Source organism: Microbacterium sp. (genome assembly GCF_046295495.1).
In the GTDB taxonomy this organism is placed as follows: Bacteria; Actinomycetota; Actinomycetes; order Actinomycetales; family Microbacteriaceae; genus Microbacterium.
Window position 1 is genome coordinate 1 of the sequence record NZ_JBKBNC010000041.1, and the last position, 22,019, is coordinate 22,019.

Consider the following 22,019-nt stretch of genomic DNA (forward strand, 5'->3'; position numbering starts at 1 on the left):
GTGGTCGGGCAGCGTGCGGGCGCACGACAGCAGCACGCCGCACGCGATGAGCACCGACAGCAGCGACGTCCCTCCTTGCGACATGAAGGGCAGCGGCACGCCCAGCACCGGGAAGATGCGCAGCACCACGCCGATGTTCACGAGCGCCTGGCCGACGATCCACAGCGTGATGGCGCCGGCGACGATGCGCACGAAGCTGTCGTCGGTGCGACGGATGATGCGGAACGCCCCGACGGCGAAGAGCGCGAACAGCGCGAGCACCACGACGCAGCCCACGAGACCGAGCTCCTCGCCGATGATGGCGAAGATGTAGTCGTTGGCGGCGGCCGGAAGCCAGTCGTACTTCTCTTTCGAATTGCCCAGCCCCAGGCCCAGCAGGCCGCCGCTCGCGAGACCCCAGACACCGTGCAGCGACTGATAGCACGAGGTGTAGTAGCACGAGGCGTCGTCGGGGTTGAACAGGCTGGCGATGCGCGCCATGCGGTTCTCGCTGCCGACGGCCGACAGCAGCACGACCACCACTGCCAGCACCGCCGGCACGATGAACATCCGCAGCTTGATGCCGGCGAAGAACAGCGCCCCCAGCACCACGAGCACGAGGATCATCACCGTGCCGAGGTCTTTTCCGCCGAGGACCGTGCCGATCACGAGGACCGCGACGGGGACGACGGGGATGAACACGTGCTTCCACGAGGTGAGCAGGCGGCGCTTGCGGAAGAGCACCGCGGCCATCCACAGCGCGAGCGCCAGCTTGAGGAACTCGGCCGGCTGGAACTGGAAGCCCGCGATCTGCACCCAGTTGCGGTTGCCGTACGACGAGATGCCCAGCCCCGGCACGTAGACCAGGAGCTGGAAGAGCGTCGCGAAGATCAGGGCGGGCCAGGCGATCTTCTTCCAGAAGCCCATGCTCGCGCGGCTGAGTGCGAACATCAGGGGGATGCCGACGACCGCGAACACGCCCTGCTTGATCACATGGTCGAACGGGCTCTGTCCGCCGTCGAGGGCCGAGGTGGCCGACAGCACCATCACGAGCCCGAAACCGGTGAGCAGCAGCGCGGCGGAGGCGATGAGCAGGAACTCGCTCGCGACCGGCCGGAACGCCCGCCCCAGGGAGACACGGGCGATGAGTCCCGCCCGCTCGGGCTGATCGTCGGGGGCCTGCCGCGGAGGGGGCGCCGTCGTGGTCACGCGTGGTCCCCTCAGTCGTGCGGTCGAGATGCTCCGTCGCCCTGGCCGGCGATCCACGCCCGCACCGCGTGCGCGAATCTCTCGCCGCGGTCGGAGTAGGACGAGAACTGATCGAAGGATGCCGCCGCGGGAGCCAGGAGAACCGTGTCTCCGTCCCGGGCTGCACCCGCCGCCAGCTCGACGACCTGCGCCATGACGTCTTCAGTCTCGGTGTGGTCGACCTCGAAGAGCGGCACCGCGGGGGCGTGTCGCGCGAACGCCGCGACGATGTCGTCGCGCTCGGTCCCGATCACGATGACCGCGCGCACGTGGGATCCCCGCGCCCGCACGAGGTCCGACAGGTCGACGCCCTTGAGCAGTCCGCCGACCACCCACACCGCGCCCGGGTAGGCGGCGAGCGACGAGGCCGCCGCGTGCGGGTTGGTCGCCTTCGAGTCGTCGACCCACGTGATGCCGGCGTGCGCGCCGACCACCTGGATGCGGTGCGGATCGAGGCGGAAACGTTCGAGCGTGTCGTGCACGTCGGCGGGGGTCGCGCCGAGCGAGCGGGCGAGCGCCGCCGCGGCGAGGATGTTGGAGACCATGTGGGGTGCGCCGAGACCGCGGGCGGCGAGATCGGCCACGGTCGTGAGCTCGAGAGCCGAGGTGGCGCGCTCCTCGAGGAACGCACGGTCGACGAGGATGCCGTCGACCACGCCGAGGTCGCTGGGCCCCGGGACGCCGAGGTCGAAGCCGATCGCGCGCGCGCCCTCGACCACCTCGGCGTCTTCGACCATCTCGCGCGTGGCGATGTCGGCCTTGTTGTAGACGCAGGCCACGCGGGTGCGGGCGTAGACGCCGGCCTTCGCGTCGCGGTAGGCGTCGGCGCCGCCGTGCCACTCGAGGTGGTCGTCGGCGAGGTTGAGGCACACCGCGGCGTGCGGCGAGAGGGCGTCGGCGCCGCTCTGCAGGTTGAGGTACCAGAGCTGGTGGCTCGAGAGCTCGACCACGAGGGCGTCGAAGCCGCTCGGGTCGCGCACCGCGTCGAGGACGGGCGTGCCGATGTTGCCCACGGGAGCCGCGCGCAGACCGGCCGTCACGAGCATCTCCGCGGTGAGGCGGGTGGTCGTCGTCTTGCCGTTGGTCCCGGTGATGAGCACCCAGTCGGCGGGCCGACCGTCGTCGCGCACGACCTTGTCGCGCACGCGCCAGGCGAGCTCGACGTCGCCCCAGAGCGCGATCCCCCGCTCCCGCGTCCACCGGATCAGCGGGTGCGCGGGCGGGAACCCGGGCGAGGCGATGACGACCTCGGGCGCGAAATCGGCGAGCTCGGCGGGGACCGCGTCCAGCGGCCCCTCGTGCAGGCGCACGCCGAGCACCGGCAGCAGGCGCGAGTACTCGGCATCCGCCCGCTCGGTGACCACGAACACGTCGGCGCCGAGCTCGGAGAGGGTGTCGGCGACCGAGAACCCCGTGACCGACAGGCCCAGCACGGCGACGCGCAGGCCCTTCCAGTCGGCGTGCCAGCTGGTGAGGGAGGACAGGTCGGTCATACGCGTGCGAGCCATTCGACGTAGAAGAATCCGATGCCCGAGACGGCGAGCAGGCCGGCGATGATCCACATGCGCACGACGATGGTGACCTCGGGCCACCCCCGCATCTCGAGGTGGTGGTGGAGCGGGCTCATCAGGAACAGACGCTTGCCCTTGGTGATCTTGAAGTACGCGCGCTGGAGGATGACCGAGCCGGAGGCGATGACGTAGACGCCGGCGATGAGGATGAGCAGCAGTTCGGTGCGGGTGAAGATCGCGAGGGCCGCGATCACGCCGCCGATCGCCATCGACCCGCAGTCGCCCATGAACACCTTGGCCTTGGGGGCGTTCCACCACAGGAACCCGACGAGCGCACCGACGAACGACGCCGACACGATCGCGAGGTCGAAGGGGTCGCGCACGGCATAGCAGCCGGCCTGGACGGCCGGATCGAGCACGTCGGCGCACATCTGCTTGTTCTGCCAGAACGCCATGAGGCTGTAGGCGCCCACGACGAAGATGCCGGAACCCGCCGCGAGGCCGTCGAGTCCGTCGGCGACGTTGACGGAGTTGGATGCCGCGGTGCCGATGAGCGAGATCCACGCGAGGTACAGCAGCCAGCCGAGGATCGGGCCGAGCGCGAACAGCGACAGCACCTGGATGTCGCGGAAGACCGAGACGTACTCGGAGGCGGCCGTCTGGCCGTAGTTGTTCGGGAAGTTCAGCGCCACGATCGCGAACGGCACGGCCACGAGTACCTGGCCGAGGATCTTGCGCCATCCCGAGAGACCGAGGCTGTTCTGGTGGCGCACCTTCATGTAGTCGTCGATGAAGCCGACGACGCCGAAGCCCAGCATGAGCCACAGCACGAGAAGGCCGGAGATCGTGGGCGGATTGTTGCCGGCGTACGAGCCGATGAAGTAGCCGACGATCGTGCCGGAGATGAAGATGGTGCCGCCCATGGTGGGCGTACCGCGCTTGGCCCCGTGCGAGGGGTTGTGCACGTTCTCGGGCGTGCGGATGACCTGGCCCCATCCCCACTTGCGGAACCACCGCAGGAAGACCGGGGTGAGGAAGAGGGTGAAGGCGAGCGAGATCGCAGCCGATGTCAGAAGTGATCTCACGCGAACAAGTCTCCCAGACGGTCGCCGAGGTGCCGGAGCCCCGCCGAGTTCGACGACTTCACCAGCACGCGGTCACCGTCGCGCAGTTCGGTCGAAAGATAGGCGTAGGCCGCGTCGGCGTCGGCGAAGAAGACCGCCTCGCCGTCCCACGAGCCCTGCGCGATCGCCTCGAGGTACATGCGACGCGCCTCGGGACCGATCACGACGATGCGCTGGATGCGCAGGCGCACGGCCAGCAGCCCCACGCGGTCGTGCTCCTCGTCGGCGTACTCCCCCAGCTCGCTCATCGCCCCGAGGACGGCGACCGTGCGCTCGTCGGGTCCGGTGATCTGCGCGAGGGTGCGCAGCGCCGCCGCCATGGAATCGGGGCTGGCGTTGTAGGCGTCGTTGATGATGCGCACGCGGTCGGAGCCGAGGGGCTGCATGCGCCAGCGCTCGGCGATCTCGACGGTCTCCAGCCGCGCGATCGCGTCGGCGGCCGACACGCCCAGGGCGGTGGCGGTCGCGATCGCGGCGAGGGCGTTCATCACGTGGTGCTCGCCGAGCACCCGCAGGGTCAGGGTGAAGGCTTCTCCGTCGACGAGGAGCTCCGCGCGCGTGCCGGATGCCGAGACCTCGACGTCGACGGCCCGCACCTGCGCGCGGTCGCCGCGGCCGAACCACCGCACGTCCTGCCCGCGCTCGCGCGCGATGGGCTCCATCGCGGCCACGCGGGGGTCGTCGGCGTTCAGCACGGCGAGACCTCCCTCGCGGGTCGCGCGCACGAGCTCGCTCTTGGCGTGGAAGGTCGACTCGATGCCGCCGAAGCCGCCCGCGTGCGCCATGCCCACCATGAGCACGACGCCGATGTCGGGCGTCACGAGACCGGCCAGGTGCGCGATCGCCCCGGGCGCGCTGGCGCCGAACTCGCTGACGAGGAAGCGGGTGTCGTCCTCGACGCGCAGCATCGTGAGCGGAGCGCCGACCTCGTTGTTGAACGAGGCCCGCGGCGACACCGTGGTCCCCTCGTCGGCGAGGATGCGCGCGAGCAGGTTCTTGGTCGTCGTCTTTCCGTTGGACCCGGTGATCCCCACGATCCGCAGCTCGCCATGCGCGCGGACGCGGGCCACGACGTCACGGGCGAGGTCGCTGAGGGCGGTCACGGCATCCGGCACCACGATCTGGCTCACGTCGTCGTCGAGTTCGCGCTCGACGATCGCGAGAGCCGCTCCGCGCTCGACGGCGGTGCCGACGAAGAGGTGACCGTCGGTGGTCTCGCCGGGCTTGGCGACGAAGACGCCGCCGGGTTCGATGAGACGCGAGTCGGTGTCGACCGTGCCCGCGACGAGCGTGTCGGGGGTGTCGCCGCGGCGGACGACGAGGGTGCCGCCGAGCACGTCGGCGAGGTGGGAGAGGCTCGAGGAGATCATTGCTGTGCGGACGCCCTTTCCGTGTCGCATTCGTTACCGAGACGAGACCGGCGTCGCCGGTGTCTCAGCCGAACTTGGGCAGTTCGGGGGTCGTGGTTCCGGAGGGGATGACCCGGTAGGTCTTGAGAACCTGCGTGAGGGCCTTCTGGAACGCGGGCGCGGTGGCCGCCGACGATTTTACCGTCCGCGGTTCGTCGAGGTTGACCGCGACGACGTACTGCGGGTCGTCCGCGGGCGCGAAACCGATCATCGTCGTGTAGTACGCGTCGGGCTTGTAGGCGCCGGTGGCCTCGTCGACCTTCTCGCCCGTTCCGGTCTTGATCGCGATGCGGTAGCCCGGGATGGCGATCTTGTCGGCGAGCTCACCCTGGGTGGCGACGTTCTCGAGCATGAGGGCGACCTGCTTCGCGGTGCCGTTCGAGATCACCTGGGTCCCCTCGGTCGAGGGCGTGTCGGTGACGGTGCCGTCGGCGGCCGTGCAGCCCTCGACGAGGGAGAGCGGCATCTTCAGACCGCCGTTGGCGATGGTCTGGTACGCGCCCACCAGCTGGGGCACGGTCACCGACAGCCCCTGCCCGAAGGTGGTGTTGTAGAAGGTCTGGGTGTCCCAGTCGCCGACCGGGTGCAGGATGCCGCTGGACTCACCCGGGAAGCCGATGGCGCTCGGCGAACCCATCCCGAACTTCTGCAGGTAGTCGAACCGCGTCTGCTTCGGGATCATCTCGCCGAACTTGGAGATGCCGACGTTGGAGGAGTCGATGAGCACACCGGTGGGCGTGTAGGTGTTGGGTCCGTGCGAGAACGCGTCGGACACGCGCGCGTCGCCGCCGAGCACCTCGCGCGACGATGCCGTGATGGTCGTCTGCGGCGTGTAGGAGCCGCTGTCGAGGCCGATCGCCGTGGTGAGGGCCTTGAACGTCGAGCCCGGTTCGAAGGGGCTCGAGAACGCGCGGCTGCCGCGGTCGTTCACGGGGGTCGCCGTGGGGTCGTTGGGGTCCACCGAGGGGTACTCCGCGAGCGCCCGGATCTTCCCGGTCTTCGCCTCGACCACCGTGATCGTTCCGCGCAGGGAGCCGGTGTTCTGCACCTGCTCGGCGATCAGCTGACCGAGGTACCACTGCTGGTCGCGATCGCTCGTGCGCTGCAGCGTCCCGCCGTCGACGGCGGGTTCGGTGACGACCTCGGTGCCGGGGAGCACCACGCCGTCGCGGCCCTGCTGGAAGACGACCTTGCCGTTCGTGGACGACAGGCAGGAGTCGTCGGCGGACTCGAGACCCGCGAGCGGCTGGCCGTCGCTGCCTACGAAGCCCAGGAGGTTGCCGCCGACCGCGCCGTCGGGGTAGACCCGACCCGACTGGGGCGGGAAGCTCAGGAACGGCAGCTTGAGAGCCGTGAGGGCCCGGTACTGCTCGGTCGAGACGCTCTTCGCGATCAACGCGTAGCGCGAATCGGGGTTCTCGGCTACGGCATCCGTGACGGTCTTCTCGACGTCGGCGGGGTCCTGCCCGGTGATCCCGGCGATCTGCGCGGCGAGCTCGGGCCACCCGGTGGTGGTGCCCTCGTCGTCGTCGCCGGCCGCGTCGACCGTGGAGATGCCCTTGGCCGCGAGCATGGGGTCGACCTGCACGTCGTAACGGTTGACGGCGGATGCCAGCACCACGCCGTTCTCGTCGACGATCGAGCCGCGCGAGGCGTACTCGACGCGCGAGCTCTCCAGGCCCATCGCGAGGGAGTCGTCCACGTGCTCGCGGGCGTTGACGACCTGGATGTCGACGAGGCGAACGACGAACGCGACGAGCACGATCAGCACGACCGAGAGGGCGACGACGGTCCGACGCCGCGGGGACCGGGAGGTGGTGGTCGTCATGGCTCTCATCGTGTCGCGGGAGTCGGCAGACCGTCGCTGATCGACGGGGGTGTCGCCGGATCCGTGGTCTCAGCGGTGCCGGAGACCGGCGCGGCGGGGGCCGGGGCCGCGGGTGCCGGCGGGGTGGCCGCCCCGGTGTCGGTCGTCGCGGCCGACGGGTCGGTCACGAGGGGGACGCCGGCGATGAGCGCGTTGCGCACCGAACCCCGGCCCATGGCATCCACGGACGAGGTGGTGTCGGCGGGCTTGTCGGAGCCGATCACCGCACCGTCGCTCAGGCGCAGGTAGGTGGGCGACTCGTCGATGACCATGCCGAGCGCCGCCGCGTTGGCCGCGAGGTACTGCGGCGAGCTGAGGCCCGCGCTCTCGTCGTACAGGATCTGCTTCTGGTATGTCAGGTCGCGCTGCTGCTGCGTGAGCGAGGCGATCTCGAACGAGCTCTGGGTGGTGAGGATGCCGAGCCCCATCTGCACGAGCACGATCACCAGCGCGCCGGCCACCGCGATCACCCCGAAGAGTCGGCGGGGCGCGCGACGGCGGGCGGCGGCGGGGACGACCGTGAGCCGACGCTCGCGGACGGGCGTCGGGAAGTCGGGTTCGAAGCCGGTCTGGACGGTCCGGGGGTCGATGGCCGTGGATGCGCTCATGCGTCCTCCTGGATCCTCTCGGCCGCGCGCAGGCGCACGGGCGTGGCGCGCGGGTTGACCGCGCGTTCGTCGTCACCCGCGAGCTCCGCGCCGCGCACGAGCAGGCGGAACTTCGGGGCGTGTTCGGGCAGCTCGACCGGCAGTCCGCGCGGAGCGGTGGATGTCGTCGCCTCGGCGAAGACGCGCTTGACGAGGCGGTCTTCGAGCGACTGGTACGACAGCACCACGATGCGACCGCCCACCCCGAGCACGCTCAGCGCGGCCGGGATCGTGCGCTCGAGAACCGACAGCTCGGCGTTGACCTCGATGCGCAGGGCCTGGAAGACGCGCTTGGCGGGGTGGCGCTCGCGCAGCACGGCGGCGGGCGTCGCCGCCTGCAGCACGTCGACCAGCTGACCGGATCGCTCCAGCGGCGCCTCGGCGCGCGCGGCGATGATGGCCCGCGCGTAGCGACCGGCGAGCTTCTCTTCGCCGTAGCGCTCGAAGATGCGGCGCAGGTCTCCTTCGCCGTAGGTGGCGAGCACCTCGGCCGCGGTGACGCCGGTGGTCTGGTCCATGCGCATGTCGAGCGGCGCGTCCTGGGCGTAGGCGAAACCGCGGTCGGCCACGTCGAGCTGGAGCGAGGACACCCCGAGGTCGAACAGGATCCCGTCGACCTTCGCGAGCCCGGCGGATGCCACGGCCTCGGCGATGCCGTCGTAGACGGTGTGCACGAGGGTGACGCGATCGCCGAAGCGGGCGAGCCGCTCCCCCGCGATGCGCAGGGCGTCGGTGTCGCGGTCGAGTCCGATCAGACGGGCGTTCGGGAAGCGCTCGAGGAACGCCTCGGAGTGGCCGCCCATGCCCAGCGTGCCGTCGACGAAGACGGACCCGGGCTTCTGCAGGGCGGGGCCGAGGAGCTCGGCGCAACGCTCGAGCAGGACGGGGGTGTGGATGTCGCGGAAGTCCATGATGACGGGGTCCGATCCTTCGGCTCTGATCCCCACCCGCATCGACCTGGCGCCGGGGAAGTGCGTCAGGGCGTGCGGCTGGGCATCACAGCCGGAGGGTCAGAACAGTCCCGGGATCACCTCCTGCTCCATCTCGGCGTACGTCTCTTCATTGCTCTCGGCGTAGGCGTTCCACGCCTCGGCATCCCAGATCTCCGCGTGCGCTCCGACACCCGTGATGACGAGCTCGCGCCCGAGGCCCGCATAGGTGCGCAGCGCCGGAGGGACGGTGATGCGGTTCTGGCTGTCCGGCTTCTCGGCGCTGGCCCCCGAGAGGAACATGCGGAGGAAGTCGCGGGCCTGCTTGTTGCTGAGCGGGGCCTCGCGGATCCGCTCGTGCACGCGCTCGAACTCCTCGGTGCTGAACACGTAGAGGCAGCGGTCCTGCCCCCGGGTGATCACCACTCCGGCTCCGAGATCGTCACGGAACTTCGCGGGCAGGATGACGCGCCCTTTGTCGTCGAGCTTGGGAGTGTGCGTGCCGAGCAGCATTCGGGCGTCCACCCCCTTCGTCCGGCCTGCGAAGTTTCCCCCACTTTACTCCACCTGGCTCCACTTCGCCATCGAAATCGCCGTTCTTCTGGGCGGACTCTCCCCCGCATCCCGCGCGACCCGCTCCGCACTGCGTCCACCCGGGGGCGGAATCCCGCGTGGCCCCGCACCGCGCGACGGATCGGAGCGCGACGGTGGAGGAAAACGGAGCGGAATGCGAGCCGGACGCACGAGAGGTCACGGCTCGCCGATCACGCCCCGGCGGGTCGGCGCCCCGGTGTCGGCGGGAGGCGACCGCGCCGACCCACCCGCGGGGCGAGGGTCGGGCCTCCTACCCGGCCCCGGGCGCACGAAAAAGCACCGGCTCCGAGGAGCCGGTGCTTATCGAGGATGCGGGGCTTAGGGGTTTTCGCGGCGGCGGTCCCAGCGATCGTTCATGCGGTCCATGAACGAGGAGCCGGTGGGACGTGCGGCACGGGGCTTCGCCGCCGTCGGGGTGGACGCCACGGCGCCGCGCGTGGGGGTCACGGCGAAGATGACGCCACCGACCATGAGGAGGAATCCGAGCACACCCACCGCGATGCCGAGGAAACCGGTGTTGAAACCGATCGACACGCCGACGACGAGCGCACCGAGACCGGCGAGCACGAGGATCGAACCCAGGACGATGTTGCGGTAGCTGAGGGCGCGGCTGGGAGCCGAGACGACATCGGTGTCGTTGCTCATGAGATGGCGCTCCATCTCGTCAAGCAGACGCTGCTCCTGTTCGGAGAGTGGCATGCATCCCCCTCTGTTGTTCGATGTGGACGATTCTACGCGCGGCGTGGATCACTAGGCTAGGCCCGTGCCGACCTCCCCGGAACCGATCGAAGCTGTTTCCCAGCGACTCGACAAGTTCCTCTCCGAACAGTTATCGTACGCCTCCGCTCTCGGCCCGGAAGCCGAGACTCTCACCCGCTCCGGCGCGTCCGCGCTGCGCGGAGGGAAGCGCCTGCGGGCGCGGTTCTGCCTCACGGGCTGGCGCGCCGTCGCGGACTCGTCCGAGGCCTTCGACGACGCCGCCCTGGCGGTCGCCGCCTCCCTCGAGGTCTTCCACGCCGCGGCGCTCGTGCACGACGATCTCGTCGACAACTCCGACACGCGCCGCGGCCAGCCGGCCGCCCATCGTGCTCTGCAGGCCGCCCACCGGGAAGCCGGCTGGGCCGGCGACTCCGACGCGTTCGGGCGCTCCGGCGCGATCCTGCTCGGCGACCTCCTCGTGGCCTGGAGCGACGACCTCCTGGAGGAGGGCCTCGACGGTGCGTCCACCGCGCGCGAGACGCGTCGGGCGTACGCGCGGATGCGCCGCGACGTCACGATCGGGCAGTTCCTCGACGTCGCCGAGGAGTCCGCCTACGCCGTCTACCCCGACGGCGCCCACGCCGAGCGCGCCCTCCGCGTGGCCTCGTACAAGTCCGCGCGCTACAGCATCCAGCAGCCCCTCGAGATCGGCGCCTCCCTCGCCGGGGCGGATGCCGCCCAGCTCGACGCCCTGGGTCGGTTCGGACACGACGTCGGCATGGCCTTCCAGCTGCGCGACGACGTGCTCGGGGTCTTCGGCGACTCCGCCGTGACCGGCAAGCCCGTGGGCGACGACCTGCGCGAGGGCAAGCGGACCGTCCTCGTCGCGTACACCCGGGAGTCGCTCACGCCGGCCGAGCGGCACGAGGTCGACACGCGCCTGGGCGATCCGGGTCTGGATGCCGAGCAGATCGGCATCCTGCAGCGCACCATCGTCGACAGCGGCGCGCTCGCGCGCACGGAGCAGCTGATCGCAGACTACGCCCGCCGCGCCGATTCCGCCCTGGCCGCGGCTCCCCTCGGCACCGCGGCCCTCGAGGAGTTGCGCGCCCTCGCGCGCGCCGCGACCGAGCGCACGGCCTGACCGCCGCACCGCACCGGCGCGCACGACGCGCCGGTCGCGGCAGACGCGTCAGGCGAGGGTCGCGGCCACCCGGCGGACCTCGCTCTTGCGACCGGCCCGCAACGCCTCGATCGGCGCGACGCCGATGGTCTCCTCCGGGGTGAGGAGCCAGTCGATGGTCTCGTCGGGGCCGAAGCCGGCATCGTGCAGCACGATGATCGTCCCGCGCAGAGACGGCAACGGGCGCGCGTCGACCAGGAACACGGACGGGATCTTGAACACGCCGTCACGGCGGGAGCCCACGAGGTACTGCTCATCGACGAGGCGGCGCACGCGCCCGAGGGGCTCGTCGAGGATCTCCACCAGATCGGGGATCGTCAGCCAGTCGGTCTCGTAACGGGAAGTGTCGCTCACCCCTCCATGTTCTCACCTGCGCGCGCCCGCCCCGCCTGCCCGGCGTCGGCGGAGCGTCATCACACCCGTCACACCGGCCCCACGCGTTGACATCCGTCACCGCTCGTGCGACCGTGGCGGGCAGTCGGAAGAACGGATCCCCCACCATGCGACGACTCACGCAGTCCCCCCTGCCCGCACGCCGGATGGCGATCTGGCCCGCCGCCGTGGCCGGCACGATCGCCCTGACACTCGCCGGTGAGAACGCCGCGCACGCCGCTCCTCCGGCGCCGGCGTCGACGACGCCCCTCCCGGCGCCGCGCGCCCTCGGCGCCCCCGTGCCGTCAGCCGCCTCCGCGGCGACCTACACCGTGCGACCCGGCGACACTGTGTGGGGCATCGCCCGCGCGCGCGGTCTCGACACCGCCATGGTGCTGGCCGCCAACGGCCTCGGCGCCGACGCCGTCATCCGACCGGGTCAGGTGCTGTCGCTGGGCGGTGCCCCGGCGGCATCCGCCCCCGCCCCGGCCGCCGCAGCCCCGGTGGAGCGCACCCACGAGGTGCGCCCGGGAGACACGATCTCGGCCATCGCGCGCGCCAACGGCGTCTCGATCGACGCGGTGCTGAGCGCCAACGGCCTCACGCGGGCGTCGATCATCTACCCCGGGAACGTGCTGCGCATCCCCTCCGCCACGTCCGCCGCCGCCCCGGCATCCCTCCCGCCCGCGACCGCTCCGGGCCTCGACGCCGAGCAGAGCGAGAACGCGCGGCTGATCATCCGCATCGGCCGCGAGCTGGGGGTGCCCGATCGCGGGATCCTCATCGCCCTCGGGACCGCCATGCAGGAGTCGTGGCTGCGCAACCTCGACTGGGGCGACCGCGACTCCCTCGGCCTCTTCCAGCAGCGTCCGAGCACGGGGTGGGGCTCGGCCGCGCAGGTCCTCGACCGCGAGCGGTCGACGCGCGTGTTCTACGGCGGCGCCGGCGACCCCAACGGATCGGCGACGCGGGGCCTGCTCGACATCCCCGACTGGGAGCATCTCCCCTACGCCGACGCGGCCCAGGCCGTGCAGATCTCGGCCTATCCCGACCGCTACGCACAGTGGGAGCAGCCCGCGACGACCTGGCTCGCCGTCCTCGGCTGACCCTGCCGTTCTGCGAGGTGGCGGTGAGCCGTTGCCGGGCCTCACAGGAGGCTCTCCGTAGACTCGACCCGTGAGCACGAGTCAGCAGGCAGACCCGCTGATCGGCCGTCTCGTCGACGGCCGGTACCGGGTGCGCGCGCGCATCGCGCGCGGCGGCATGGCGACCGTGTACGTGGCCACCGACCTGCGCCTCGAGCGGCGCGTGGCGCTGAAGGTCATGCACGGGCACCTGAGCGACGACACCGTGTTCCAGAGCCGTTTCATCCAGGAGGCCCGCTCGGCCGCCCGCCTGAGCGACCCCCACGTGGTCAACGTCTTCGACCAGGGCCAGGACGGCGAGATGGCCTACCTGGTCATGGAGTACCTGCCCGGCATCACCCTGCGCGAACTACTGCGCGAGCACCGGCGTCTCACGATCGATCAGACCCTCACGATCATGGATGCCATCCTGTCGGGGCTCGCAGCGGCCCACCGCGCGGGGATCGTGCACCGCGACGTCAAGCCCGAGAACGTGCTGCTGGCCGAGGACGGCCGCATCAAGATCGGCGACTTCGGTCTGGCGCGCGCCACGACGGCCAACACCGCCAGCGGTGCGCAGCTGATGGGAACCATCGCCTATCTCGCCCCCGAGCTCGTCACGCGCGGCACCGCCGACGCGCGCAGCGACATCTACTCGCTCGGCATCATGCTCTACGAGATGCTCACCGGCGAGCAGCCCTACAAGGGCGAGCAGCCGATGCAGATCGCGTACCAGCACGCGACCGATTCCGTTCCGCGCCCGAGCGCGAAGAACTCCGGCGTCCCCGAGCAGCTCGACGAGCTCGTGCTGTGGGCCACCGAGCGCGAGCCCGACGACCGTCCGATCGACGCCGCCGCCATGCTCGAACGCCTGCGCGCGATCGAGAAGGAACTGGGCCTCGCGCCGCAGGTCGCGCGCGCCGTGTCGGTGGGCACCGCGGGAGCCGCGACCCCCGCCGAATCGCGCGAGCTCACGAAGGTCCTGCCGCAGACCGCCGCCGTCCCCTCGGCCACGGTCGACGAGCCCGACAACGCCTCCCGGCTGCGCGCCCGCACCCGCAAGCGCACGGTGCGGGGCGTCTGGGCCGTGATCATCGTGCTGCTGCTGGCCGGCGGAGCCGGGGTCACCGGGTGGTACTTCGGCTCGGGACCCGGCTCACTCGTCGGCGTGCCCGACGTGTCGGGGCGCAGCTTCGCCGACGCGGAGGCGCTCCTCGTGCAGGAGCAGCTGCAAGCGCAGGCGCAGGAGGTGAACGACCGCGAGATCCCCGCCGGCACGACGGTCGGTTCCGACCCCGTGCCCGGCGAGCGACTCGACAAGGGGACGGTGGTGACGGTGTACGTCTCGATCGGTCCCGCCACGCACCAGATCCCCGAGCTCTCCGGGCGCACCGCCGAGGATGCTACCGCGGTGCTGCAGGAGGCATTCGTCGGCGTCGGCGACGACCCCGCACGCCAGTTCACGGATGCCGCCGAGGGCACGGTGCTCGGTGCCTCGATCATCCCCCGCTCCGGCGGCGACGCGATCGACTGCACCTCCGGCTGCACGGTGTACGAGGGTGACGCCGCCTCTCTCGTCCTCTCGCTGGGCCCGATCCCCGACGTGGTCGGCGACTCGCGCGACCGCGCGGAACGGGCGCTGAACGAGGTCGACCTGCAGACCTCGGTGACCGAGGAGTACAGCAACTCCGTGGCATCCGGGACCATCATCCGCATTGGGGAACGCGACGGCGGCGGAAACTGGCGTCCCGGCGACACCGTCCCGCTGGTGATGTCGATCGGGCCGAGGCCGGTCGAGATCCCGGGGAACATCGTCGGAATGTCCATCCGCGACGCGGTCGCCGCGCTCGATGCGCTCGGGTTCGAGGTCAACGCCGGCATCGACGACGGAACGCTCCCGCTCGGCTTCAAGTACTGGGACATCTACAAGGTGCGGGCCACCAACCCCAAGGCCGGCACGACGGCGCCGCAGGGCAGCACCGTCACGCTCACACCCACGCTGTAGTCCGCGACGGTCGGCGCCGACGCGGGCCGTCGACGGTTCTCGCCGGCGGGGGCTGCTCGACGCGCCGTGCGCGGTCCCCGCTCCCGTCGGAAGGACCGCGATCCCGCGACACGACGATGCCCCCGGACAGAAGGCCGGGGGCATCGTTCACATGGTGCGCGGGTCAGCGGTTCTCGAGCTCCTCGGCCACGAGGAACGCCAGCTCCAGGCTCTGCCGGTGGTTCAGGCGCGGGTCGCAGAGGCTCTCGTAGCGGGTCGCGAGGGTGGCCTCGTCGATCTGCTCCGAGCCGCCCAGACACTCGGTGACGTCGTCTCCGGTGAGCTCGACGTGGATGCCGCCGGGGTGCGTCCCCACCGAGCGATGCGCCTCGAAGAACCCGCGCACCTCGTCGACGACGTCGTCGAAGCGACGCGTCTTGTAACCGGTGGGCGTGGTGATGCCGTTGCCGTGCATGGGATCGGTGACCCACAGCGGCGTGGCGCCGGAGTCGCGCACGGCTTCGAGCAGCGGGGGCAGGGCGTCGCGGATCTTGCCCGCGCCCATACGCGTGATGAACGTGAGGCGCCCGGGCTCGCGGTCGGGGTCGAGCTTGTCGATGAGCGCCAGGGCCGTCTCGGCGGTGGTCGTGGGACCGAGCTTCACACCGATGGGGTTGCGGATCTTCGAGAAGTAGTCGACGTGTGCTCCGTCGAGCTCGCGCGTGCGCTCACCGATCCACTGGAAATGCGACGAGGTGTTGTACGCCAGACCGGTGCGCGAGTCGATGCGGGTCATGGGGCGCTCGTAGTCCATGAGCAGACCCTCGTGCCCGGTGTAGAACTCGACGCGCGTGAGCTCGTCGAAGTCGGCGCCGGCGGCCTCCATGAACTTGATGGCGCGATCGATCTCGGCGGCCATGCTCTCGTACGCCTGGTTGGCGGGGGTGCTGGCGAAGCCCTTGTTCCAGCTGTGCACCTCGCGCAGGTCGGCGAAGCCACCCTGCGTGAACGCGCGGATGAGGTTCAGGGTCGAGGCGGCCGTGTGGTAGCCCTTGAGCAGGCGAGCCGGGTCGGCCTTGCGCGACTCCTCGGTGAAGTCGTAGCCGTTGACGATGTCGCCGCGGTAGGCCGGCAGCGTCACGTCGCCGCGCGTCTCGGTGTCGCTCGAGCGGGGCTTGGCGAACTGACCCGCCATGCGGCCCATCTTCACCACCGGCATGGAGGCGCCGTAGGTGAGCACGACGGCCATCTGCAGCACCGTCTTGATGCGATTGCGGATCTGTTCGGCGGTGGCGCCGGCGAACGTCTCGGCGCAGTCACCGCCCTGCAGGAGGAACGCCCGGCCGGCGGCGGCGCGCGCGAGGCGGTCGCGCAGGATGTCGACCTCGCCCGCGAAGACGAGCGGCGGGAGGGTGGCGAGCTCCGCGGATGCCGCGGCCACCGCGCCCTCGTCATACCACTGCGGCTGCTGCTTGATGGGCAGGGATCGCCAGTGGTCGAGGTCGTGGAGCTGCTGATTCACCCCTGAAGTCTAGTGGCGCGACGTCGGCGCCTTCGCCGCCTGCGCGGTGGCGAGACGGTCCTTCACGGTGGAGGCGTACACGTCTTCGTAACGCTGCTCGCCGAGGCGCTGGAGCGCGACCATGATCTCGTCGGTCACCGAGCGCAGCACGTAGCGATCGCCCTCCATGCCTTCGAAGCGCGAGAAGTCGAGCGGCTCGCCGATCACGATGCCCACCCGTCCCACGCGCGGCAGACGCCGACCGATCGGCATGACCGCGCCGGTGTCGACCATGACCACCGGGACGACCGGCACGCGCGCTTCGAGCGCCATGCGGGCGATGCCCGTGCGACCGCGGTACAGCGTGCCGTCGGGACTGCGCGTGCCCTCGGGGTAGATGCCGAGCAGCTCGCCGCGGCCGAGCACGCCCAGGCCGGTATTGAGCGAGGCCTCCGAGGCTTTGCCGCCCGAGCGGTCGATGGGCAGCTGACCCGTCGCCGTGAAGAACAGGCGGGTGGCCCAGCCCTTGAGGCCCTTCCCGGTGAAGTAGTCGCTCTTGGCCAGGAACGCCATGCGACGGTCGATCATCAAGGGCAGGAAGATCGAATCCGAGAACGACAGGTGGTTGCTGGCGAGGATCGCCGCCCCCTCGGTGGGGATGTTGCGCCGGCCCACCATCCACGGACGGAACACGGCCTTGATGACCGGTCCGATGACCACGTATTTCATGAGCCAGTAGAACATCGTCAGCGCTCCTTCCCGGCGAGGTCGGCGACCCCGATCAGGCCGGCGTCGTTGCCCAGGCGCGCGATCGCGAATTCCGCGACCGGACGTTCACCGTATCCCGGCAGCGAGGTCTCGTACGCGAGCTTCACCGGTGCCAGCAGATCGGCGCCCAGCTGGGCGACGCCGCCGCCGATGACGAACAGCTCGGGGTCGAGCACCGCCTGGAAGCCGCCGCACGCCTCGCCCAGGGCGGTGGCAACGCGCCGCAGCGCCTCGACGGCGCCCGGGTCGCCCGCGAGCACGAGCCGGGAGACCGCGGGACCGGGGATCGCGCCCTTCTCGTCGCGAACCGCCGCCAGGGCCGAGCCGATCCCGCCCTCGTCGGCGATGGCGTTGGCCTCGCGCTGCAGCGCGCGTCCCGAGGCGTACTGTTCGAGGCATCCGTTCTGTCCGCATCCACACGGGTGACCGCCACGCACGAAGCGCATGTGGCCGAGCTCGCCGCCGATGCCGTGGCCCCCGCGGAACAGCTCGCCACCGCTCACGACCGCGCCGCCCACGCCCGTGCCCATGGTGAGCATGACCATGTCCCGCACGCCCCGGCCCGCGCCGAAGCGGTACTCGCCCCAGCCGGCGGCGTTGGCGTCGTTCTCGATCGTGACGGGGGCGTCGAGGCGATCCTCCAGGCGCGCGCGCAACGGCTCGTCGCGCCAGTCGATGTTGGGTGCGTAGATGACGGTGCTGCGGTCGAGGCTGATGAACCCGGCGGCGGCGACGCCGATCGCGTGCACCTCGTGCGCGCGGCGCAGGTGGTCGGCCATGTCGACGACCGCGTCGACGAGGGCCGCGGGGTCGATGGGGGTGTCGACGCGGAGCTTCTCGATGATGGTGCCGTCGTCGTCGACGACGCCCCCCGCGATCTTCGTTCCCCCGATGTCGATGCCGACGTTGCGCACCGCGCTCCCTTCCGGGCCGACCGAGAGGCTGGCCCGGAGAAGTCTAGCGATGCCCGGCGGCGCGCGCGGGCCGCCCGGCGCCCCGCGGCGGCCCGGGCGGTGCGGATAGACTCGACGGACCGATCGACGTTTTTTCCGGTACCGAAGGAGTTGCCGTGATCCAGTTCGACCTCCCCCCTGTCGTCCCCGCAGACCCGGATGCCAACGCGTCCGACCTGCTCGCCGACCGTGTTCGAGCCACCCCCGACCGTCCGCTGTTCGCCGTCCCCGACGCCGGGGGCTGGCGCGACGTCACGGCGGCCGACTTCGAGCGGCAGGTCATCGCCCTCGCCAAGGGCTTCGTGGCAGCGGGCGTCCAACCCGGCGAGAAGGTGGGCTTCATCGCCCGCACGACCTACGACTGGACGCTCGTCGACTTCGCGCTCTTCTACGCCGGCGCCGTGATGGTGCCCGTGTACGAGACGAGCTCGCCGTCGCAGATCTCGTGGATCCTCTCGGACTCCGGCGCGATCGCCGTGGTGCTGGAGTCCGCCGACCATGCCGAGCGCCTCGCCGAGGTGCGCAGCGACCTCCCCCTCGTGCGCGAGGTCTGGGCCATGCACTCCGGCGCACTCGACGCGCTCGTGTCCAACGGCACGCACATCACCGACGAGGAGATCGAGCGTCGCCGCCACCTGGCGAAGGCCTCCGACATCGCGACCCTCATCTACACGTCGGGGTCGACCGGACGCCCCAAGGGCTGCGTCCTCGTGCACAGCAACTTCGTCGAGCTCGCCCGCAATTCGGCGAAGGCCCTGCACGAGGTGGTGGAGACGCCCGGCGCCTCGACGCTCCTGTTCATCACCACCGCGCACGTCTTCGCACGGTTCATCTCCCTGCTGAACGTGCACGCCGGGGTCAAGACGGGTCACCAGCCCGACACGAAGCAGCTGCTCCCCGCCCTGGGCACCTTCCAGCCGACGTTCCTGTTGGCCGTGCCCCGCGTGTTCGAGAAGGTCTACAACTCCGCCGAGCAGAAGGCCGAGGCCGGCGGCAAGGGCAAGATCTTCCGCGCCGCCGCCGACGCGGCGATCGAGCACTCCCAGCGGCTGCAGGACGGGAAGAAGATCCCCCTCCCCCTGAAGCTGAAGTTCGCGCTGTTCGACAAGCTCGTGTACTCCAAGCTCCGGGATGCCATGGGCGGACGCGTCGTGTACGCGGTGTCGGGGTCGGCACCCCTCGGTCCGCGCCTCGGGCACTTCTTCCGCAGCCTCGGCGTGGTGATCCTCGAGGGCTACGGCCTCACCGAGACGACCGCGCCGGCCACGGTGAACCTCGCCACGAAGTCGAAGATCGGAACCGTGGGCCCCGTGCTCCCGGGGGTGGGCGTGCGTCTCGCCGACGACGGCGAGATCCAGGTGCGCGGCATCAACGTGTTCCGCGAGTACTGGCAGAATCCCGAGGCCACGGCCGAAGCGTTCGACGGCGAGTGGTTCAAGACGGGCGACATCGGCGCCTTCGACGGCGACGGCTTCCTCGCGATCACCGGTCGCAAGAAGGAGATCATCGTCACCGCCGGCGGTAAGAACGTCGCCCCCGCGGCGCTTGAGGACCCCATCCGCGCGAACCCCATCGTGGGTCAGGTCGTCGTGGTGGGCGATCACAAGCCCTTCATCTCCGCTCTGGTCACCCTGGACCCCGAGATGCTTCCGACGTGGCTCGGCAACAACGGCCTGCCGTCGGACATGTCGCTCGCCGACGCCAGCACGAACGAGAAGGTGCGCGCAGAGGTTCAGGCGGCCGTCGACCGCGCCAACACCCGTGTGTCCCGGGCCGAGTCGATCCGCAAGTTCACGATCCTGCCGACGGAGTGGACCGAGGCGAGCGGGCACCTGACGCCGAAGATGAGCATCAAGCGCAACGTCATCGTGGCGGACTACGCCGACGCGATCGAGGAGATCTACGCGGTGCCGATCAACACGACGAACGTGTCGTTGCCCTGACCCTCGCCGCGAACGGCCCGGTCCCCTCGGGGTGCCGGGCCGTTCGCGCGTGCAAGGGTGTCGTCATCCGGATGCCGGGATCCGGAGGCGAGGTCAGAACCAGTCGCTCTCGCGCACCTGGCGCATCGCCGCGCGCCGCGCCTCGGCGGGCAGGCGCGAGAGGTACAGCATGCCGTCGAGGTGATCGGTCTCGTGTTGCAGTGCCTGAGCGAGCAGCCCCTCCCCCTCGAGCACGACCTCGTTGCCGTCGAGGTCGATGCCGACGACCTTGGCCCAGGGGTGGCGGAGCGCGTCGTGCCAGATTCCGGGGACCGACAGGCATCCCTCCCCCACCGGCTGGGGCTCGCCGCGCGTCTCGACGAGCACGGGGTTGAGCACGTACCCGATGTCGCCGTCGATGTTGTAGCTGAAAGCGCGGAGCCCCACACCGATCTGAGGGGCGGCGACACCCGCTCGCCCGGGCAGCGCCACGGTGTCGAGCAGGTCCTGGACGAGGGCGCGGACGCCGTCGTCGATCTCCTCGATCGGGACGCTGGCCGCGCGCAGCACGGGGTCGCCGAAGAGGCGGATGGGACGGACGGTCATGCCGCCGCCACCGGTGAGCGCAGGCCCTCGACGACGGCCGCGGCGAGTTCGCGCGCCGCCTGTCGCGTCGTGGGCTGCAGGTCGCGGAAGGTGATCGCGCTGCCCGCGGCGATGCGCGCGTCGTACGGCATGCGGATGACGGTGCGCACGCGCGAGCGGAAGTGCGCCTCGAGCTCGCTCTCGCGCACCAGCGGGGTGCCGGGGCGCGAGTTATTGAGCACCACGACGGCGTCGCGCACGCACGCCGCGTAGCCGTTGGTCTCCAGCCACGTGAGGGTCTCGGAGGCCAGTCGCGCCTCGTCGACCGACAGCCCGGCGACGACCACCAACGTGTCGGCCAGTTCGAGAGTCGCCCCCATGACCGAGTGCACGATCCCCGTGCCCGTGTCGGTGAGGACGATCGAGTAGTAGTGCGCGGCGACGTCGGCCACCTGGCGGTAGTCGTCGTCGCTGAACGCCTCGGACACCCGCGGATCGGCGTCGGATGCCAGCACGTCCAGGCGCGTGGCATCCCGGGCGACGATCGAGGAGACGTCGTTGTAGCCCGCCATCTCGTCATGCGCGCGCACGAGGTCGCGCACCGTGCGGCCGTTCGGACGCCCCACCCGGTCGGCCAGGGTGCCGCGATCGGGGTTGGCGTCGACGGCGATGATGCGGTCGTCGCGGGCGTCGGCGAGGGCCATGCCCAGGAGCGAGGTGACGGTGGTCTTGCCCACGCCGCCCTTGCGCGAGAGCACGGGCACGAAGCGCGCCCCGCCCGTCAGCGGAGCGGAGATGCGACGATCGAGCTCTTTGCGCTGGCGCGCACGGCGCCCGTCGCCGAGGTTGATGCGCTTGCCCGACACGGAGTACAGCAGCTGCTGCCAGAGCCCCTCGGGCTCGGGACGCGCGATCTGCCGGGGGTCGAGCAGACGGTCGGCGGTGAGCAGGTCGGAGCTCTCGCGCGCGTCGTCGATCTGACCGATCCGCTTCGACGCGAGGGTCACCTCGGCCGCCGGCGTGCGCACGCGCTCCATGGCGTGGGCGCGGTCGACGCGCGCGGCCTCGTCGGCGGCACGCGTCGCGCCGTCGGCCTGCTGGGCGCTGCGGCGCGGACAGCCGCATCGCCCCGCAGGTGGCGCGATCGACGTGCCGTGCCTGCATCTGGCCGGTGATCAGGAGCCGACCCGCGACACGCTGTGCCTGCCGCTGACCGCGCATGGGGAGATACTGGGCCTGCTGTACCTTGAGCCGCGCCAGGGCGAACCCGCCTCCGCCGTCGCGATGCCCGCACCCTATCTCTATATGCTTGCGGAGAATATCGGCCTCGCCCTCGCCAACCTGCGGCTGCGTGAGGCGCTGCGTGCGATGGCGATGGTGGATGCGCTGACCGGGCTGTCCAACCGCCGCCAGCTCGAGGAGCGGCTGGCGGGCCTGCTCGCGACGTCAGGGCCGAACAGCGCGCCGCTGAGCTGCCTGATGATCGACGTCGATCATTTCAAGCGGTTCAACGACACGCACGGCCATGATGCAGGCGACGCGGTGCTTCGCGCAGTGGGCAAAGTGCTGGCGGACGGCACGCGCGGCGTGGGTGACGCGTTCCGCTATGGTGGTGAGGAG

General features: G+C 70.9%; 20 protein-coding genes. 5 read left to right on the plus strand and 15 right to left on the minus strand.

All coding sequences use genetic code 11. The features are described from left to right. From ftsW to ACK4LS_RS12420, 9 genes are all read right to left on the minus strand, one after another. On the minus strand, positions 1-1,188 hold a 1,188-nt coding region (gene ftsW / locus ACK4LS_RS12380), incomplete at its 3' end, for a putative lipid II flippase FtsW (protein WP_409717570.1). An 11-nt stretch (positions 1,189-1,199) separates the two neighbouring features. After that, a complete protein-coding gene (gene murD, locus ACK4LS_RS12385) occupies positions 1,200-2,720 on the minus strand; it encodes a UDP-N-acetylmuramoyl-L-alanine--D-glutamate ligase (protein WP_409717573.1) in 1,521 nt (506 codons plus the stop codon). Continuing rightward, a complete protein-coding gene (gene mraY / locus ACK4LS_RS12390) occupies positions 2,717-3,823 on the minus strand; it encodes a phospho-N-acetylmuramoyl-pentapeptide-transferase (protein ID WP_409717576.1) in 1,107 nt (368 codons plus the stop codon). The genes murD and mraY overlap by 4 nt, the downstream gene beginning before the upstream one ends. Continuing rightward, positions 3,820-5,232, minus strand: a complete 1,413-nt coding sequence (gene murF / locus ACK4LS_RS12395; protein ID WP_409717579.1) for a UDP-N-acetylmuramoyl-tripeptide--D-alanyl-D-alanine ligase — start codon at positions 5,230-5,232, stop codon at positions 3,820-3,822. Before murF ends, mraY begins: the two co-directional genes overlap by 4 nt. Positions 5,233-5,296: 64 nt before the next feature. After that, on the minus strand, positions 5,297-7,099 hold the full coding sequence (locus tag ACK4LS_RS12400; RefSeq protein ID WP_409717582.1) for a peptidoglycan D,D-transpeptidase FtsI family protein: 1,803 nt from the start codon (positions 7,097-7,099) through the stop codon (positions 5,297-5,299). Positions 7,100-7,104: 5 nt separating this feature from the next. Further along, on the minus strand, positions 7,105-7,746 hold the full coding sequence (locus ACK4LS_RS12405) for a hypothetical protein (protein ID WP_409717585.1): 642 nt from the start codon (positions 7,744-7,746) through the stop codon (positions 7,105-7,107). After that, positions 7,743-8,696: a 16S rRNA (cytosine(1402)-N(4))-methyltransferase RsmH gene (gene rsmH / locus ACK4LS_RS12410; RefSeq protein WP_409717588.1), complete on the minus strand. Its 954-nt coding sequence runs from the start codon at positions 8,694-8,696 to the stop codon at positions 7,743-7,745. Before rsmH ends, ACK4LS_RS12405 begins: the two co-directional genes overlap by 4 nt. Positions 8,697-8,795: 99 nt before the next feature. Beyond that, positions 8,796-9,227 carry a division/cell wall cluster transcriptional repressor MraZ gene (gene mraZ / locus ACK4LS_RS12415; protein WP_409717627.1) on the minus strand — a complete coding sequence of 144 codons (432 nt, stop codon included), beginning with the start codon at positions 9,225-9,227 and terminating at the stop codon, positions 8,796-8,798. Between the two features lie 399 nt (positions 9,228-9,626). Then, positions 9,627-10,007, minus strand: coding sequence for a DUF3040 domain-containing protein (locus tag ACK4LS_RS12420; protein ID WP_409717591.1), 381 nt, complete (start codon positions 10,005-10,007; stop codon positions 9,627-9,629). A gap of 64 nt (positions 10,008-10,071) precedes the next feature. On the opposite strand from ACK4LS_RS12420, the gene ACK4LS_RS12425 reads away from it, so the two are divergent. After that, a complete protein-coding gene (locus tag ACK4LS_RS12425; protein WP_409717594.1) occupies positions 10,072-11,151 on the plus strand; it encodes a polyprenyl synthetase family protein in 1,080 nt (359 codons plus the stop codon). A gap of 48 nt (positions 11,152-11,199) precedes the next feature. Here the strand turns inward: ACK4LS_RS12425 and ACK4LS_RS12430 are convergent, their stop codons facing one another. Further along, on the minus strand, positions 11,200-11,544 hold the full coding sequence (locus ACK4LS_RS12430) for an Rv2175c family DNA-binding protein (protein WP_409717597.1): 345 nt from the start codon (positions 11,542-11,544) through the stop codon (positions 11,200-11,202). A gap of 146 nt (positions 11,545-11,690) precedes the next feature. Between ACK4LS_RS12430 and ACK4LS_RS12435 the strand changes: the two genes are divergently transcribed. Further along, the gene (locus tag ACK4LS_RS12435; protein WP_409717600.1) at positions 11,691-12,668 is read left to right on the plus strand and encodes a LysM peptidoglycan-binding domain-containing protein; all 978 of its coding nucleotides are present in this window, start codon (positions 11,691-11,693) and stop codon (positions 12,666-12,668) included. Positions 12,669-12,738: 70 nt separating this feature from the next. Then, on the plus strand, positions 12,739-14,691 hold the full coding sequence (pknB, locus tag ACK4LS_RS12440) for a Stk1 family PASTA domain-containing Ser/Thr kinase (protein WP_409717603.1): 1,953 nt from the start codon (positions 12,739-12,741) through the stop codon (positions 14,689-14,691). A gap of 163 nt (positions 14,692-14,854) precedes the next feature. On the opposite strand, the gene ACK4LS_RS12445 is transcribed toward pknB, so the two are convergent. From ACK4LS_RS12445 to ACK4LS_RS12455, 3 genes are read right to left on the minus strand one after another with little or no spacing between them, the layout of a single operon-like run. Beyond that, complete coding sequence (locus ACK4LS_RS12445) at positions 14,855-16,192, minus strand: class II 3-deoxy-7-phosphoheptulonate synthase (RefSeq protein ID WP_409717606.1); 1,338 nt, start codon at positions 16,190-16,192, stop codon at positions 14,855-14,857. A gap of 9 nt (positions 16,193-16,201) precedes the next feature. Next, on the minus strand, positions 16,202-16,915 hold the full coding sequence (locus ACK4LS_RS12450; protein WP_409717609.1) for a lysophospholipid acyltransferase family protein: 714 nt from the start codon (positions 16,913-16,915) through the stop codon (positions 16,202-16,204). A 2-nt stretch (positions 16,916-16,917) separates the two neighbouring features. Further along, the gene (locus ACK4LS_RS12455) at positions 16,918-17,853 is read right to left on the minus strand and encodes an ROK family glucokinase (RefSeq protein ID WP_409717612.1); all 936 of its coding nucleotides are present in this window, start codon (positions 17,851-17,853) and stop codon (positions 16,918-16,920) included. Positions 17,854-18,008: 155 nt separating this feature from the next. Here ACK4LS_RS12455 and ACK4LS_RS12460 point away from each other — a divergent pair, with 155 nt between their 5' ends. Beyond that, positions 18,009-19,835: an AMP-dependent synthetase/ligase gene (locus ACK4LS_RS12460; RefSeq protein WP_409717615.1), complete on the plus strand. Its 1,827-nt coding sequence runs from the start codon at positions 18,009-18,011 to the stop codon at positions 19,833-19,835. A 93-nt stretch (positions 19,836-19,928) separates the two neighbouring features. Here ACK4LS_RS12460 and ACK4LS_RS12465 read toward each other — a convergent pair whose 3' ends face one another. Then, the gene (locus tag ACK4LS_RS12465) at positions 19,929-20,420 is read right to left on the minus strand and encodes a peptide deformylase (protein WP_409717618.1); all 492 of its coding nucleotides are present in this window, start codon (positions 20,418-20,420) and stop codon (positions 19,929-19,931) included. Further along, positions 20,417-21,436 carry an AAA family ATPase gene (locus tag ACK4LS_RS12470; protein WP_409717621.1) on the minus strand — a complete coding sequence of 340 codons (1,020 nt, stop codon included), beginning with the start codon at positions 21,434-21,436 and terminating at the stop codon, positions 20,417-20,419. Before ACK4LS_RS12470 ends, ACK4LS_RS12465 begins: the two co-directional genes overlap by 4 nt. Between ACK4LS_RS12470 and ACK4LS_RS12475 the strand changes: the two genes are divergently transcribed. Continuing rightward, the coding region (locus ACK4LS_RS12475; RefSeq protein WP_409717624.1) for a diguanylate cyclase at positions 21,420-22,019 on the plus strand (600 nt) is incomplete at its 3' end. The genes ACK4LS_RS12470 and ACK4LS_RS12475 overlap by 17 nt on opposite strands.